The 15,354-nt window shown below is 70.5% G+C and carries 15 protein-coding genes; 3 read left to right on the top strand and 12 right to left on the bottom strand.

Annotated features, from left to right (window positions below):
• Nucleotides 1–23: 23 nt before the first annotated feature.
• The 3 genes from nusB to ASF23_RS18070 form a co-directional block, all read right to left on the bottom strand.
• Nucleotides 24–551 (bottom strand): transcription antitermination factor NusB, encoded by a 528-nt coding sequence (gene nusB / locus ASF23_RS00520; protein ID WP_082473662.1) that lies wholly within the window; start codon nt 549–551, stop codon nt 24–26.
• Between the two features lie 2 nt (nt 552–553).
• A complete protein-coding gene (gene efp, locus ASF23_RS00515) occupies nt 554–1,114 on the bottom strand; it encodes an elongation factor P (protein ID WP_055947488.1) in 561 nt (186 codons plus the stop codon).
• Nucleotides 1,115–1,334: 220 nt separating this feature from the next.
• On the bottom strand, nt 1,335–1,550 hold the full coding sequence (locus ASF23_RS18070) for a hypothetical protein (RefSeq protein ID WP_156364025.1): 216 nt from the start codon (nt 1,548–1,550) through the stop codon (nt 1,335–1,337).
• Nucleotides 1,551–1,679: 129 nt separating this feature from the next.
• Here ASF23_RS18070 and ASF23_RS00505 point away from each other — a divergent pair, with 129 nt between their 5' ends.
• Nucleotides 1,680–1,868, top strand: coding sequence for a hypothetical protein (locus tag ASF23_RS00505; protein ID WP_055947481.1), 189 nt, complete (start codon nt 1,680–1,682; stop codon nt 1,866–1,868).
• A 27-nt stretch (nt 1,869–1,895) separates the two neighbouring features.
• Here the strand turns inward: ASF23_RS00505 and aroB are convergent, their stop codons facing one another.
• The 9 genes from aroB to ASF23_RS00460 all read right to left on the bottom strand — a co-directional run bounded on the left by aroB (nt 1,896) and on the right by ASF23_RS00460 (nt 13,010).
• A complete protein-coding gene (aroB, locus tag ASF23_RS00500) occupies nt 1,896–3,014 on the bottom strand; it encodes a 3-dehydroquinate synthase (protein WP_442855002.1) in 1,119 nt (372 codons plus the stop codon).
• A gap of 23 nt (nt 3,015–3,037) precedes the next feature.
• Complete coding sequence (locus ASF23_RS00495) at nt 3,038–3,616, bottom strand: shikimate kinase (protein WP_326998983.1); 579 nt, start codon at nt 3,614–3,616, stop codon at nt 3,038–3,040.
• Nucleotides 3,613–4,845 carry a chorismate synthase gene (aroC, locus tag ASF23_RS00490; protein ID WP_055947478.1) on the bottom strand — a complete coding sequence of 411 codons (1,233 nt, stop codon included), beginning with the start codon at nt 4,843–4,845 and terminating at the stop codon, nt 3,613–3,615. The genes ASF23_RS00495 and aroC overlap by 4 nt, the downstream gene beginning before the upstream one ends.
• Before the next feature lie 74 nt (nt 4,846–4,919).
• The gene (gene mltG / locus ASF23_RS00485; protein ID WP_055947475.1) at nt 4,920–6,494 is read right to left on the bottom strand and encodes an endolytic transglycosylase MltG; all 1,575 of its coding nucleotides are present in this window, start codon (nt 6,492–6,494) and stop codon (nt 4,920–4,922) included.
• Nucleotides 6,495–6,518: 24 nt separating this feature from the next.
• A complete protein-coding gene (gene ruvX / locus ASF23_RS00480) occupies nt 6,519–6,962 on the bottom strand; it encodes a Holliday junction resolvase RuvX (protein WP_055947472.1) in 444 nt (147 codons plus the stop codon).
• A gap of 3 nt (nt 6,963–6,965) precedes the next feature.
• Complete coding sequence (gene alaS, locus ASF23_RS00475) at nt 6,966–9,623, bottom strand: alanine--tRNA ligase (protein ID WP_055947468.1); 2,658 nt, start codon at nt 9,621–9,623, stop codon at nt 6,966–6,968.
• Nucleotides 9,624–9,686: 63 nt separating this feature from the next.
• Nucleotides 9,687–9,881 carry a hypothetical protein gene (locus ASF23_RS00470; RefSeq protein WP_055947465.1) on the bottom strand — a complete coding sequence of 65 codons (195 nt, stop codon included), beginning with the start codon at nt 9,879–9,881 and terminating at the stop codon, nt 9,687–9,689.
• A 191-nt stretch (nt 9,882–10,072) separates the two neighbouring features.
• A complete protein-coding gene (gene rpsD / locus ASF23_RS00465) occupies nt 10,073–10,702 on the bottom strand; it encodes a 30S ribosomal protein S4 (protein ID WP_055947462.1) in 630 nt (209 codons plus the stop codon).
• A gap of 835 nt (nt 10,703–11,537) precedes the next feature.
• Nucleotides 11,538–13,010: a replication-associated recombination protein A gene (locus tag ASF23_RS00460; RefSeq protein WP_082473659.1), complete on the bottom strand. Its 1,473-nt coding sequence runs from the start codon at nt 13,008–13,010 to the stop codon at nt 11,538–11,540.
• A 110-nt stretch (nt 13,011–13,120) separates the two neighbouring features.
• Between ASF23_RS00460 and ASF23_RS00455 the strand changes: the two genes are divergently transcribed.
• Together ASF23_RS00455 and ASF23_RS00450 are read left to right on the top strand one after the other, a co-directional pair.
• The gene (locus ASF23_RS00455) at nt 13,121–13,954 is read left to right on the top strand and encodes a peptidylprolyl isomerase (RefSeq protein ID WP_055947459.1); all 834 of its coding nucleotides are present in this window, start codon (nt 13,121–13,123) and stop codon (nt 13,952–13,954) included.
• Between the two features lie 95 nt (nt 13,955–14,049).
• Nucleotides 14,050–15,282, top strand: a complete 1,233-nt coding sequence (locus tag ASF23_RS00450; RefSeq protein ID WP_055947457.1) for a DUF349 domain-containing protein — start codon at nt 14,050–14,052, stop codon at nt 15,280–15,282.
• The last annotated feature ends 72 nt before the right edge of the window (nt 15,283–15,354 follow it).

Here is a 15,354-nt window from a genome sequence, read left to right as displayed (position 1 = left end):
AGGACGTGGTTGTCGGGAGCAGCCTAGCGCGCGGTGCCGGCCGTCATGTCGTCGTCGTCTTCTTCCGGGTCGTCGCCCTCGGCGACGACGAGTCCGTCGGCGATCGGGTCACCGGGGCCGGCAGCGGTCGCTGCGGCGTTCCGCGGCTCCCCCGCCACGGCACCGAGCACGCCGTTGACGAACCCCGCCGACTCGGCCGTGGAGAGCGACTGCGCGAGCTCGACCGCCTCGGCGATCGCGACCGGGTTCGGGACCTCGTCGTTGAACCGGATCTCCCACACCCCGGCGCGGAGGATGCTGCGGTCGATCACCGGCATCCTGGCGATCGTCCAGCCCTGCGCGTGGTCGACGATGATGCGGTCGATGTCGGACTTCCAGTCGGCGACGCCGGTGACGATCTGCCGCGCGTAGTCCCAGCTCGAGGCGCGTTCCGGGTTGTCGAGGTGCCGGACGGTCTCGGTGCTCAGCACCTCGCCGATCGGGAGCTCCCGGACCTCGGCCACGTAGAGCATGTCGAGGGCACGCTTGCGCGCCTTGGAGCGTGCGCTCATCCCTAGTTGACCCGGCTGAGGTAGTCGCCCGTGCGGGTGTCGACCTTGACCTTCGTGCCGGTCTCGAGGAACAGCGGGACCTGGATCTGGTAGCCGGTCTCGACCGTCGCGGGCTTCGTGCCGCCCGTCGAGCGGTCGCCCTGCAGGCCGGGCTCGGTGTAGGTGACCTCGAGCACGACGCTCGCGGGGAGCTCGACGTAGAGCGGGTTGCCCTCGTTCATCGCGATCGTCGCGGTGGAGGACTCGAGCATGAAGTTCTTGGCGTCGCCGACGATCTCGGCCGGGATGCTGACCTGGTCGTAGGTGTCGGTGTCCATGAAGACGAACAGGTCACCGTCCGTGTAGAGGTACTGGAAGTCGCGACGGTCGACCGTGGCGAACTCGAGGCGCGCACCGGCGTTGAACGTGCGGTCGACGACCTTGCCCGAGACGACGTTCTTCATCTTGGTGCGGACGAACGCGCCGCCCTTGCCCGGCTTGACGTGCTGGAAGTCGATGACGCTCCAGAGCTGGCCGTCCATGTTGAGGACGGCGCCGTTCTTGATGTCCGTGGTGCTCGCCATGCGCTTCTCTTCCGTTTCGCGTGTCGTGTGCCGGCGGTCCGGATCCGGGACCAGCTCGGGCTCTTCGGTCGGGCTGCGCCCATCGGGTTCCGCACGGCCGTGCGCGGTGCGCGACGGGCGGGAACGCCTCGGACGAGTGTAGCGGACGGCTGTTCTCCACAGGTCCGGCAGGACGGCCGCACGTCCACAGGTGGCCGGGCACTCGGCCTGGAGGCACGCATCACCGGCCAGCATCGGTGACGGGAGGACACATGGACGGTTGGGAACCCGCGGTCGTGGCCGCGGTGGTCGCGGCGTGCAGCGCGCTCGTCGCAGCCGCGATGAGCGTCGCGACGGCGCGGAGTGCACGGCGGTCGAACGAGCGCGCGCGGTTCTGGGAGCGGTTGTCCTGGGCGGTGCAGGAGCTCGACCGACCGGATCGTGCGAGATACGACATCCCCGCAACTGTGCTGGACCAGCTCCGGTTCGTACGGTGGGCCGGACCGAGCGATCGTGACCTCGCAGGGAAGATCGCCGGGCTGACAGAGACGCGGTGCGACGAGCCGCCGGAAGGGGATCCCGGACGATGACCGGACAGTTCAAGTACAGCGAGTCGGTGCGACGACAGCTCCACATCACCTATCTCGGCGCCCTCCGCTCGCTGGGCCGAACCGAGGAGGAAGCACGGCGGGTGTGGGACGGCGAGCCGATCACCATCTCGCTCCGGCTCCGTTGGTGGCGGCGCCGGATGCGGGACCGGCTCCGCTGGAAGTGAGGACGGGCCCGGGACGGCGACCGACGGCTACGCGCCGACCTCCTGGTAGGCCGTGAACAGCATCGCGTCCTCCGGACCTTCGAGCACGACGGGCTTGCCGACCGCGTCGAGGATGATGAACCGCAGCATGCCGGCCCTGGCCTTCTTGTCGCGGCGCATCGTCGCGAGGAGGCCCAGCCAGCGACCCGACGGGTAGCTCGTCGGCAGGGACAGCGAGTCGAGGATCGCACGGTGCCGATCGACCGTGGCGTCGTCCAGGTGCCCGGTCAGTCGTGCCAGTTCGGCCGCGAACACCATGCCGACCGCGACCGCAGCACCGTGGCGCCACTGGTACCGCTCCGCGTGCTCGATCGCGTGCCCGAGGGTGTGCCCGTAGTTGAGGATCTCGCGCGTGCCCTGCTCGCGGAAGTCCTCGGACACGACACGGGCCTTCAGGTCGATCGCGAGCTCGACGACCCGACGGAATTCCGGCGTGGTCGGGTCCGTCACCCGGTCGACGTCCGCCTCGACGATGTCGAGGATCTCCGGCACGGCGATGAACCCCGCCTTCACGATCTCGGCGAACCCGGTCAGGATCTCGTTCTTCGGGAGCGTGGTCGCCAGGTCGAGGTCGACGAGGACGGCACGCGGGGCCGAGAACGCGCCGACGAGGTTCTTGCCCTCGTTGGTGTTGATGCCCGTCTTGCCGCCGACGCTCGCGTCGACCATGCCGAGCACGCTCGTCGGGATCTGCACGCACGCGATGCCGCGGAGCCAGGTCGCGGCCACGAACCCGGCGAGGTCAGTGACGGCGCCGCCACCGAGCCCCACGACGGCGTCCGTGCGGGTGAAGTCCGCCTGCCCCATGATCTGCCAGCAGAACGCCGCGACCTCGACACGCTTGCCGGCCTCGGCGTCGGGCACCTCGGCGATGAGCGCCTCGTACCCTGCCTCGACGAGTGCGGCGCGCAGCTGTTCCGCGCGCGCACCGAGTGGCCCGGCGTGCACGATGAGCACCTTCGCGACACCGCGACCGAGCACCGCGGGCACGACGCCGAGCAGTCCGTGGCCGACCGACACCGCGTACCCGTCAGACGCGGAACCGACCGCCGACGGTTCCGCAGATCGGAGCCCGCCGACGAGGATCTCGGTCGTGCCCTCGGGCAGGGCGACGTCGTTCGTGGGTGCGGTCACAGTTCCTCCTGGTCGGGATGGGTGTCGGCGGACTCGGGATCGTGGGCCCGGACCCAGGCGACGACGTCCTCGACGACGCGCGACATCGGACGGCGCGAGGTGTCGACGACCACGTGGGCGAGCTCGGCGTACGTGGCCGCGCGCTCGTCGGCGATCGTCGTCCAGGCATCGATCCCGCCGGTCGCGAGCAACGGGCGCTTGGTCCCGGAGATCCGCTCGGCGACGGCCTCGGGCGACACCGTCAGCAGCACGATCCGCGCACCGGCCAGTGCCTCGCGCGTGGCTCCGTGCGTCACGGCACCGCCGCCGACCGAGATCACCCCGCCGATCGTCATCGCGTCTGCCACGGCCTGCGCCTCGAGTGCCCGGAACTCGGTCTCACCACGCGCGGCGAAGATGCCGCTGATCGGTCCGTGCGATCGAACGATCATCCGGTCGGTGTCGGTGAACGGCAGTCCGAGCGCCTTCGCGACCCGCTTGCCGACGCTCGACTTGCCGGCGCCCATCGGCCCGATGATGACGACGGGCCGCCCGGCCGGACCAGCGGTCGACGTCGTCGTCGACTGCTCGCTCACCAGGCCGAGGTGTGCGACGCCGGCGAGGCTGTCGTCTCGGCGCGGCGGGTCTGCAGGGTCTCCGGGATGGCCGCGAGGTAGGCGTCCATGTTGCGCTTGGTCTCGACGACGTTGTCGCCGCCGAACTTCTCGAGCACCGCGTCCGCGAGCACGAGCGCGACCATGGCCTCGGCAACGACACCCGCAGCGGGCACCGCGCAGACGTCCGAGCGCTGGTGGTGCGCGGCAGCGTCCTCTCCGGTCGCGACGTCGATGGTGTGCAGCGCGTGCGGGATCGTGGCGATGGGCTTCATGCCGGCGCGGACGCGGAGCACGGTGCCGGTCGACATGCCGCCCTCGGTGCCGCCCGCACGGTCGGTCCCGCGGGTGATCTCGCCGTCTTCGCGGTAGAGCTCGTCGTGCGCCGCGGAACCGCGACGACCGGCGGTCGCGAAGCCGTCGCCGACCTCGACGCCCTTGATGGCCTGGATCCCCATGATCGCGGCGGCGAGACGGGCGTCGAGACGACGGTCCCAGTGCACGTGCGACCCGAGGCCGGGCGGCACCCCGTAGAACAGGACCTCGACGACCCCGCCGAGGGTGTCCCCGTCCTTCTTGGCGGACTCGACCTCGGTCACCATGCGCGCGCTCGTCTCCGCGTCGAAGCAGCGGAGCTGGTCGTCGTCCAGCCGATCGACGTCGTCGGGCATCGGCAGTGCGGTGTCGTCGGGCACGCGGACGGTGCCGACCTGCAGCGTGTGGCTCACCGAGCGGATGCCGAGTTCGCCGAGGAACGCCTTGGCGACGGCACCGAGTGCGACACGAGCCGCGGTCTCGCGCGCCGACGCGCGTTCGAGGATCGGCCTGGATTCGTCGAAGCCGTACTTCTGCATGCCGACGAGATCGGCGTGGCCCGGGCGCGGGCGGGTGAGCGGTGCCGAACGACCACGCGACGCCTCGGTCTCCTCGACCGGCTCCGGGTTCATCACCTCGACCCACTTCGGCCACTCGGTGTTGCCGATGCGGATCGCGACCGGGCTGCCGAGCGAGAACCCGTGCCGGACGCCGCCGGAGACGTGCAGTTCGTCCTGCTCGAACTTCATCCGGGAGCCACGGCCGTAGCCGAGCTTCCGGCGCGCGAGGTCCTCGCGGATCCGGTCGAAGGACACCGGGACGCCCGCGGGGAGACCCTCGAGCACGGCGATCAGTTCGGGTCCGTGCGACTCACCTGCGGTCAACCAACGAAGCATGCGCCCATCCTCCCACAGGGAGGACGACACCCCCGCTCCGAGACGGAACAGGGGTGTCGACGACCGCGGGCGTCCTACTGGTAGTCGGGGTGCGCGCGGAGCCAGGCCTGGAACTGCTTCACCGCGACCTGGTGCTCGGCGTAGGTGTCCGAGAACGTCGTCTCGCCCGTGTCGAGGTTCACCGTCACGAAGTACAGCCACGACCCGTCCGCCGGGTGCATCGCAGCGTCGATCGCGATCGTGCCGGGGTTCGAGATCGGTCCGGGCGGCAGTCCGAGGTGCTGGTAGGTGTTGTACGGGTCCGACGCATCGGCACGCTCGGAGTCGGTCGTGGTGACCCGGTCGGTGTGCCCGGTGCCGTACGCCACGGTCGCATCGGACTGCAGCGGCATGCCCTGGTCGATCCGGTTCTGGAACACCCGCGCGACCTTCGGGTAGTCGGCCGCGAGCCCGGCCTCCTTCTGGATGAGGGCGGCGAACGTCACGATGTGTGCCCGCTGGTCGACCGGCACACCCGCGGCGTCGAGCTTGGAGTACATCGTGTTCACCATGTACTGGAAGTACTGCTTCGCCGTCCACGACGGGTTGACCGGGTAGGTCGCGGGGAACAGCCACCCCTCGAGACTCGTCGTCCCGGCCGGGAGCCCGTAGGCCGACACGTCGTTGGCAGCGGCCTCGACGTCGGACTGCGAGAGACCGGCCTTCGCGACCATCGACGCCTCGACGTCCTTGAGGACCGCGCCCTCCTGGATGAGGATCGACGCCGTGACCTTGTTCTTGGCGTCCTGCAGTGCGGACAGCGCCGACTTCGAGCTCATCTGCTTCTTGAGCTGGTACGAGCCCGGCTGGAACTGCACGTCTGGACTCGCGAGCAGCAGCTTGTAGAACGCACCGGAACTCTTCACGACACCGTCACGCTCGAGGGTCTTGGCGACGTCCTGCCCGATGTCGCCCTCCTTGATCGTGATCGTGGCCGCGCCGTGTCCGCTGCCGGTGTAGTCGGTCGGCTCCGGTGTCCCGGAGAACTTCGCGGCGATGGACTGCACCTTCGGCACGACGAACGCTGCAGCCCCCACGCCACCGACGACGACGACCGCGACGATGACGATGCCCGCGATGACGGCCCCGCGCGAACGCTTCCGTCGTGGCTCCCGCGGCTCACGCGGCGTCCGTCCGCCTCCGCCGCGGCCGGAACCACCCGACCCGCCGGAACCACCCGATCCGCCGAGTCCGTCCGACCCGTCCCCCGGGCGAGAGCCCCCAGCCCCGCCAGTGACACCGGCCTCCGCACGTCCAGCGCCGTCGACCGAGTCCGCCAGCAACTCGTGGATCTCGACCTGCTCCGGCTCCTGCTCCGTCGGCACGGTCGCTCCGCCCACCGCGCCGCGCCGACCACGACCCTGCTCCGCGGCGGCCGCACGGGCCTCCCGGCGCGAGCGGTGCTGCTGGACCGGTTCGTCTGCCGCCGCCACCGGCTCGTGTGCGGTCGGTGCGCCGTCAGGGGATGCCGACGCGCCGGGCCCGGCCACGGGCCTCCCGGCGCCGTCGCGTGCACCCGCGTCGTCAGTGGAAGGGTCGTTCGATGCGGCACGCCGCCCGGCTGCGGTGCCGGGCGCGATGATGTCGTGCCAGTCCAGGTCGTCTGCCAACGGTCCTCGCGAAGTCTCTCGGATCTACGGGAGCGCGATCCCCGGTGGGGTGCCTCCCGCACGCTCGCGGTCGAGCGCATGTTGCAGAATGATAACAGCGGCGGCTTGATCGATCACGGCGCGGGACTTCTTCGTGTTCCGACCGGCCTGCTGCATCCCGCGCTGAGCGGACACCGTCGAGAGCCGTTCGTCCACGAGCCGGACCGGCAGGTGCTCCGCGATGCGTGCCGCGAACTCCCGCGCGTCCTGTGTGGACGGTGTGTCCCCGCCGGAGAGCGAGATCGGCAGACCGACCACCGCCTCGAGCGCTTCATACTCCCCGGCGATCGCCAGGATCCGCACGAGGTCGCGGTCGTCGTCGCGCTGCACGGTCTCCACCGGGGTGGCCAGGAGGCCGTCGCGATCGCAGACCGCGATGCCGATCCGGGCGCGCCCGACGTCGACGCCGATGCGGCGCCCGGTCCGCACGGCCTAGCCCGCGATCCGTGCGGTGACCGCGCGGAGCGCCGCCGGCAGTGCCGCCGCGTCCGTTCCGCCGCCCTGTGCCAGGTCGGGCTTGCCGCCACCGCCACCGCCGAGGATGCCCGCGGCCTCCTTCGCGAACGGACCGGCCTGGAGGCCCGCACGTCGCGCCGCGTCGTTGGTCGCCACGAGCACCACGGGCTTGTCGTTCACGACCGCACCGAGCACGACCACGGCTGCGTCGTCGCCGAGCTGTGCGCGCACCGCCGTCGCCATGCTCCGGAGGTCGTCCGAGGACTGCACGCCCGCGACGGTCTCGGCCACCACGGTCGTCGTGCCCATCGTCGTCGCGCGCTGCACGAGCGCAGGGATCCGCTGCTGCAGGTTCGCCGACTCGAACTCGGCGATGCGACGCTCAGCGGCCTTGAGGTCCCCCATGAGCGTCGCCACCCGTGCGGGGACGTCCTCGCGAGGAGCCTTGAGCGTGCTCGAGAGCTGCGAGAGGATCGTCCGCTCGACCGCGAGGTCGCGGAAGCCCTCGATGCCGACGAGTGCCTCGACGCGACGGTTCGTCGAGCCGACGCTGCCCTCCCCGACGAGGTTGACGAGCCCGACCTGGGCGCTCGAGGCGACGTGGATGCCACCGCAGAGCTCGCGGGACCACGGACCGCCGATGTCGACCATCCGCACCTCGGAGCCGTACTTCTCACCGAACAGGGCCTGGGCGCCGAGCGCGCGGGCATCGTCGATCGGCAGCACGCGCGTGTCGACCTGCAGGTCGGACCGGATCGCGGTGTTCACGACGTCCTCGATCTCGGAGCGCGTGTCGGTCGAGATCGGCTGGCTCCAGGAGAAGTCGAGCCGCATGTACCCGGCCTTGTTGTACGAACCGGCCTGGAGCGCCTCCGGGCCGAGGATCTCGCGGAGCGCAGCGTTCACGAGGTGTGTCGCGGAGTGGGCCTGGGTCGCTCCACGGCGGTAGTCGGCGTCGACGAGCGTGGTCGCGGCAGCGCCGACGGCGACCTCGCCCGACCGGACCTGCACGGTGTGCGCGAAGAGGTTCGGGACGGGCTTCTGGACGTCGAGGACCTCGAGGTCGAAGCCGTTGCCGACGATCGCCCCCTGATCGGCGTCCTGGCCGCCGGACTCGGCGTAGAGCGACGTCTCGGCGAGGATGACCTCGGCGATGTCCCCGGCGACCGCGCGGTCGACGCTGACGCCGTCCACGATGATGCCCAGGATGGTCGACTCGGTGTCGAGGGCGTCGTAGCCGGTGAAGACGGTCTCGCCCCTCGCCCGGAACGCGCTGTAGACGCTGAGGTCCGCGATCGCGCGCTTCTTGCTCTTGGCGTCCGCCTTGGCACGCGAGCGCTGGTCCGACATCAGGGTGTCGAAGGCCGCGCGGTCGACGTGCAGCCCGGCCTCGTCTGCCATCTCGAGCGTCAGGTCGATCGGGAACCCGAACGTGTCGTGCAGCAGGAACGCCGTGTCTCCGCCGATCGGTCGGTTGCCGTCGTCCTTCGCGCGCTCGACCGCGACGTCGAGGATGGTCGTGCCCTGCGCGAGGGTGCGGAGGAACGCCTCTTCTTCTGCGTAGGCGATGCGGGAGATCCGGGCGAAGTCCGACTCGACCTCGGGGTACGCGGCCTTCATCGCGTCGCGCGACGCCGGGAACAGCTCCGGGAAGGTGGCCCGCTCGACGCCGAGGAGCCGCATCGAGCGCACCGCGCGACGGAGCAGACGCCGCAGGATGTAGCCGCGGCCCTCGTTCGACGGGGAGACCCCGTCCGAGATGAGCATGAGCGCGCTCCGGACGTGGTCGGCGATGACTCGCATCCGGACGTCGTCCTCGTGCACGGAGCCGTACTGCCGACCGGAGAGCTGCGCGGCGAGGTCGAGGACCGGGCGGACCTGGTCGATCTCGTACATGTTGTCGACACCCTGCTTGATGAACGCGACCCGCTCGAGGCCCATCCCGGTGTCGATGTTCTTGTTCGGCAGCTCGCCGACGATGTCGAAGTCGACCTTCGAGCGGACGTTCTCGATCTGGTACTGCATGAACACGAGGTTCCAGATCTCCACGTACCGGTCGTCGTCGGTCGCCGGGCCGCCGTCGACGCCGTAGGCCGGCCCGCGGTCGAAGAAGATCTCCGAGCAGGGCCCGGCGGGGCCCGGCTGTCCGGTCGACCAGTAGTTGGAGTCCTTGCCGAGGCGCTGGATACGCTCGTCGGGGAGTCCGGCGACCTGCTTCCAGATCGCGATCGCCTCGTCGTCCTCCTCGTACACCGTGACCCAGAGGTCCTCGGGGTCGAACCCGAGGCCGCCGTCGGACTCCGGCGTGGTGAGCAGCTCCCAGGCGTAGGTGATCGCCTGCTCCTTGAAGTAGTCGCCGAACGAGAAGTTGCCGTTCATCTGGAAGAAGGTGCCGTGCCGGGGCGTGCGCCCGACCTCCTCGATGTCGTTCGTCCTGATGACCTTCTGCACGCTCGTCGCACGCGGGTACGGCGGCGGGACCAGTCCGGTCAGGTACGGGATGAACGGCACCATGCCGGCGACGACGAAGAGGAGCGACGGGTCGTCCGAGACGAGGGGCGCGGAGGGGACGACGGTGTGCCCGCGGTTCCCGAAGAACTCGAGCCAGCGGCGACGGATTTCAGCGGTCTGCATGGTGCTTCCCTGTTGAGGAGTGGGTGTGGAACGACCGGGGTGCGACGTGCGTGGCCGTGGTGGTCAGACGCCCGCGGCGGGGTGGGCTCGGAGCTCCGCCTCGCGCGACCGGTAGCCGTCGACGATGGCGCCGCGGAAGGCCTTCGTGCGGGTGTCGAGCTCGGCGAAGAACCGCCGGCCGCCCGTGGTCTGGTTGACCTGGTGCGCGACGAGGAACCCGATGACGACGCCGACGGCGACGAAGAACAGTGGTTTCACGCGGAGCCTCTCCCTCGGGCGCACGACCCCCGCGCGCCCGACCAGCCTACCGCCAGCGCCATGCGACCACCGGCGGCCGCGGGGCGGCGACGCACCGATCCTCCAGACCGGCAGCGCCGTCGCCCGGCCCCGCGACGGCAGAAGGCGGCCCACCCGGTGGTGGACCGCCTTCTGGCGTGGAGTGCTGAGACTCAGCGAGCCGCGTAGTACTCGACGACGAGCTGGACTTCGCAGGTCACGGGGACCTCGACGCGCTTCGGACGGCGCACGAGGCGGGCCTGGAGCTTGTCGATCTCGACCTCGAGGTACCCCGGGACCTTCGGGAGGACGTCCACGTGGCCACCGGCAGCGGCGACCTGGAACGGCTCCATCGACTCGGAACGGGCCTTGACGTGGATCATCTGGCCCTCCTTGACGCGGAAGGACGGGCGGTCGACGAGCTTGCCGTCGACGAGGATGTGACGGTGCACGACCATCTGGCGAGCCTGCGCCGTGGTCCGAGCGAACCCGGCACGGAGCACGAGGGCGTCGAGACGCTCCTCGAGGAGCTCGACCAGGTTCTCACCGGTCAGGCCCTTGGCCTTGCGGGCCTCTTCGAAGACGATGCGGAGCTGCTTCTCGCGGATGCCGTACTGGGCGCGCAAGCGCTGCTTCTCACGGAGACGGACGGCGTAGTCACTGTCCTGCTTGCGGCGGGTGCGACCGTGCTCACCGGGGCCGTAGGGGCGCTTCTCGAGGTAACGGGCCGCCTTCGGCGTCAGCGGGATGCCGAGCGCGCGCGAGAGGCGGGTCTTGCTGCGTGAACGTGACTTGGTAGACACAGGGTCCTTTTCTGTACTGAATGAACGGATCGCGGCCCGCCACCGTGCGCACACGGCAACCAGGGACACTCGCATCGCGAGCACCGCGAAGGGATTCAGAGGGATGAGCCTGTGGGATCGGACGGCTACAGTCCGAACCTCTGACACTGAGTTCTCGACAGCAGCCGCGCGCGAGAACCTGGTCGTAGGCGGATCAACGATAGCAGGAGCGCAGGGCGTTGCGGAACCCGGCGCGCGCCGTGTTCAGGTGTGGGTGCGTGCGGGTGGGTGCGGGTGGGTGCGTACATCTGCATGGGTGGTCGCCGGATGCATGCGCATCGGGCGACGCCGTTGTCGGGGAACGACGTCGGAGCCCGGTGGCGATGTCGCTTGATGCCCGTGCATCCAGTGCGAACGCATGGTGCGACAAGGCCGGGCGAGCGCGACGTCGTGAAGCGGTGGCGATGTCGCTTGATGCCCGTCCATCCAGCGCGAACGCATGGTGCGACGAGACCTGACGAACGCGACGTCGTGAAGCGGTGGCGATGTCGCTCGATGCCCGTCCATCCAGCGCGAACGCATGGTGCGACGAGACCTGACGAACGCGACGTCGTGAAGCGGTGGCGATGTCGCTCGATGCGCGCGCATGGTGCGAGCACTCGGGCAGGGGTGCCGTCCGGGTGGGCCGAAACAGAGACCGCGCGCCGGGCCGCGCACGACGGAAGCCAGCCTGGAGGCGCGGATCACGCTGATCCCGAACGGTCCCGACCGCGCGCGGCCGGGCGGGCAGGACCGCGCGGGGCCGGGCGGGCAGGACTGCGCTGGGTACTCGGCCCGGGGCGACCGGCCGAGCTGACTACTCCCCGCGGATGATGCGGCGGAGGCGCTCGAGCCGCGGACCGACCTCGCGCTCGTTGCCGTTCCCCGTCGGCGAGTAGTACTCGGTGCCGTCGAGGGCATCCGGCAGGTACTGCTGCCGAGCCACCCCGTGCTCGGCGTCGTGCGAGTACACGTACCCCTTGCCGTGGCCGAGGCGCTTGGCCCCCGGGTAGTGCGCATCGCGCAGGTGGTTCGGCACCACGCCCATCCGCCCCGCCCTGACGTCGGCGATCGCGGCGTTGATGCCGTTGTAGGAGGCGTTCGACTTGGGAGCGGTGGCGAGGTAGACCACGGCCTCGGCGAGCGGGATCCGCCCCTCGGGCATGCCGATGAGCTGGACCGCCTGTGCCGCGGCGACCGCGATGGGGAGGGCCTGGGGGTCCGCCATGCCGATGTCCTCGGATGCGGAGATGATGATGCGCCTGGCGATGAACCGCGGGTCCTCGCCCGCCTCGACCATCCGGGCGAGGTAGTGCAGCGACGCGTCGACGTCACTGCCCCTGATCGACTTGATGAACGCACTGATGACGTCGTAGTGCTCGTCGCCCTGACGGTCGTAGCGGAGCAGCGCACGGTCCACGGCGATCGCGATCGTCTCCGCCGTGATCACGGGGACCGTGCTGCCCGCGTCCACGACGTCCGCGACCGGGACCAACGAGGACTCCTCGTCGTCCTCATCGTCGTCGTCCTGTTCGGCGGGACCCCGGGCTACGGTGCCCTCGTCGTCGGCGGCCGACGCCACTGCGGACTGGGCCGCGGCCTCCAGTGCGGTGAGGGCGCGCCTGGCGTCGCCCGATGCCAGGCGGATGAGGGCGGCCCGCGCCTCGTCGCCCAGGACGACACTGCCGCCGAGCCCGCGCGGGTCCTCGACCGCCCGGTCGACGAGCAGCCCGAGATCGACGTCCGTGAGCGGCTTGAGCGTGAGCAGGAGCGAGCGCGAGAGGAGCGGGGAGATGACCGAGAACGAGGGGTTCTCGGTGGTCGCCGCGATGAGGATGACCCATCCGTTCTCGACGCCGGGCAGGAGCGCGTCCTGCTGCGCCTTGCTGAAGCGGTGGATCTCGTCGAGGAACAGCACGGTGGTCGTGCCGTAGAGGTCCCGGTGCGCGAGCGCGCGCTCCATGACCTCGCGCACGTCCTTGACACCGGCGGTCACGGCGCTGAGCTCGACGAACTCGCGTCCGGACGACCTGGCGATGGCCTGCGCGATCGTCGTCTTGCCGGTGCCCGGCGGCCCCCACAGGATCACGGAGACGCCACCGGGCCGCTCGGCGTCACCGGTCGCGAGCGAGACGAGCGGCGAGCCACGGCCGAGGAGATGACCCTGGCCGGCGATCTCGTCGAGACTCGTGGGGCGCATCCGCACCGCGAGCGGCACCGACCCCGAGGACAACCCCCGCGCCGATCCGCTCGTGGGCGCCTGCTGCTCCCTCGAACGACCCGCTGCCATGCCACCACTGTAGGCGCGGCCACCGACACCTGTGGACCGGCCTCCCCCGGTTCATCCGTGCGTCCACTACGATTCCCGGGAACGCGCAGGACGAGAGGGCAGATCCACACGTGGCACCGAAGAACCAGGGTCGACAGGCCCGCGAAGCACGCGAACGACTCCGGCTCTACCAGGCTCGACAGGGGCTGCACGCCCGTCGTCGGACGCGCCGTGTCCGGGACAACGTGATCGCCGTCGTTGCGCTCGTGGTCGTCGCCGGACTCGCGACCGGGTCGCAGCTCGTCTACGCGGGACAGCACGAGTCGAAGCCCGCCGCCAGCGCGTCCGCCGGGGCGAGCGCCACTCCGAGTGCCGACCCCTCGAGCACCGCCAGCCCCTCGGCGACGGCTGCGAACACCGGCGACGTGCCGAGCAGGTCGATCGCGAAGGGCGCGACCTGGGACGGCACCCTCACGCTCAACAAGACCGTGAAGCTGGGCATCGAACTCGACGGTTCTGCGGCACCCCAGGCCACGAGCGTCGAGATCGACCTCATCCGGAAGCAGTTCTACGAGGGCACCACCTGCCACCGGCTCAGCACGTCGACCGGGGCGAAGTTCCTGCAGTGCGGTTCCGCGAACGGCGACGGCACGGGCGACGCGGGCTTCGAGTACGGCCCCCTCGAGAACGTCCCGTCGGACGGGGACTACCCGACCGGCACGATCGCGATCGCCAGGAGCTCGTCGCAGTACTCCCAGACCACCCAGTTCTTCATCGTCTACGGCGACACCCAGCTCGACGGCTCGACCGGCGGCTACACGGTCGTCGGCAAGGTCACGAGCGGGCTCGACGACCTCAGGACGACGATCACGTCGAAGGGCATCGGGACCGCGGGCGCCGACGGGACCGGTGCCCCGAAGGTCGCCACGACGATCACCGGGGCCACGATCGCCCAACAGAAGTAGGGCGAGGCCCCCAGCCGCACCGGCGGTGCAATAGGCTGACGACCGACCGGCCGACGGCGACGTCGGCGAGCACGACCACGATCGAGGCGAGACCTGTGGGAACTGACGAAGCAACGACCTGGGGGCGGGTCGACGAGACCGGAACGGTCTACGTCCGCTACGGCGACGGCGAGCGAGCCGTCGGCGAGTACCCCGACGCGAGCGCGGAAGAGGCGCTCGCCTACTACTCCCGCAAGTACGCCGACCTGGAGGGCCAGGTCCGCATCACGGAGCAGCGCGCACAGCGTGGTGCCTCCGCATCCGACATCGGGCGCACGGTCGAGCACCTCACGACGACCCTCGCCGAGGCGAACGTCGTCGGCGACATCAAGTCCCTCGAGGACCGCGTCGGCGTGCTCGCCGAACAGGTCGGTGCCCTCGGGCGGGAGCAGTCGGCCAAGGCCGAAGAAGCCCTCGCAGAGGCCCTCGCGTTCCGCCGTGCCCTGGTCGAGGAGGCCGAGGGTCTGGCCGCCGTCGACCCCGCACGCGCGCAGTGGAAGCAGGTCACCGCCCAGCTCGACGACGTCTTCGCACGGTGGCAGGCCCATCAGCACGACGGCCCGCGCATCCCGAAGAACGAGGCGAACGACCTCTGGAAGCGGTTCCGGACCGCCAGGAGCACGGTCGACCAGCACCGTCGCGCGTTCTACGCCGACCTCGACGCCCAGCACCGCGACGCCAGGACGCGCAAGCAGGAGCTCGTCGACCGGGCCGAGGCACTCGCACCCCAGGGCAGCGACGGCATCACCGCCTACCGGCAGCTCCTCGACGACTGGAAGCAGGCTGGTCGTGCCGGGAAGCGCTACGACGACGCGCTCTGGGCGAAGTTCAAGGCAGCCGGCGACACGCTCTTCGCGCACAAGCACGAGGAAGTCGCGCAGGAGAACGAGGAGTACACGGCGAACCTCGCGGCGAAGGAGGCCCTGCTCACCGAGGCGGAGCCGCTCCTGCAGCAGCAGGACCGTGTCGCCGCACGCCGCACCCTCACCGACCTCCAGCGCCGGTGGGACGAGGTCGGCAAGGTCCCCCGCGACAGCGTCCGCCGCATCGAGGACCGGATGCGTGCGGTCGAGAGTCATGTCCGCGGGCTCGAGGACGATCACTGGAAGCAGTCCGACCCCGAGCGGAAGGCCCGGCAGTCGGGTCTCGCGAGCCAGCTCGAGGACGCCATCGGCAAGCTCGAGTCCGAGCTCGCCGACGCGACGGCCAGCGGTGACGCCCGGAAGATCAAGGACGCGCAGGAAGCGCTCGACGCCCGCCGCATCTGGCTGGACGCGCTCGGTTCCTGACGGAACCACGTGACGGACGGGAGGCCCGGTACCAGCTGGTACCGGGCCTCCCGTCAGTCCACTGGTCGCGAC

It is taken from the genome of Curtobacterium sp. Leaf261 (genome assembly GCF_001422205.1).
In the GTDB taxonomy this organism is placed as follows: domain Bacteria; phylum Actinomycetota; class Actinomycetes; order Actinomycetales; family Microbacteriaceae; genus Curtobacterium.
Note: the sequence above shows the minus strand (reverse complement) of the source record. Positions and strands in the feature narration are given on the sequence as shown.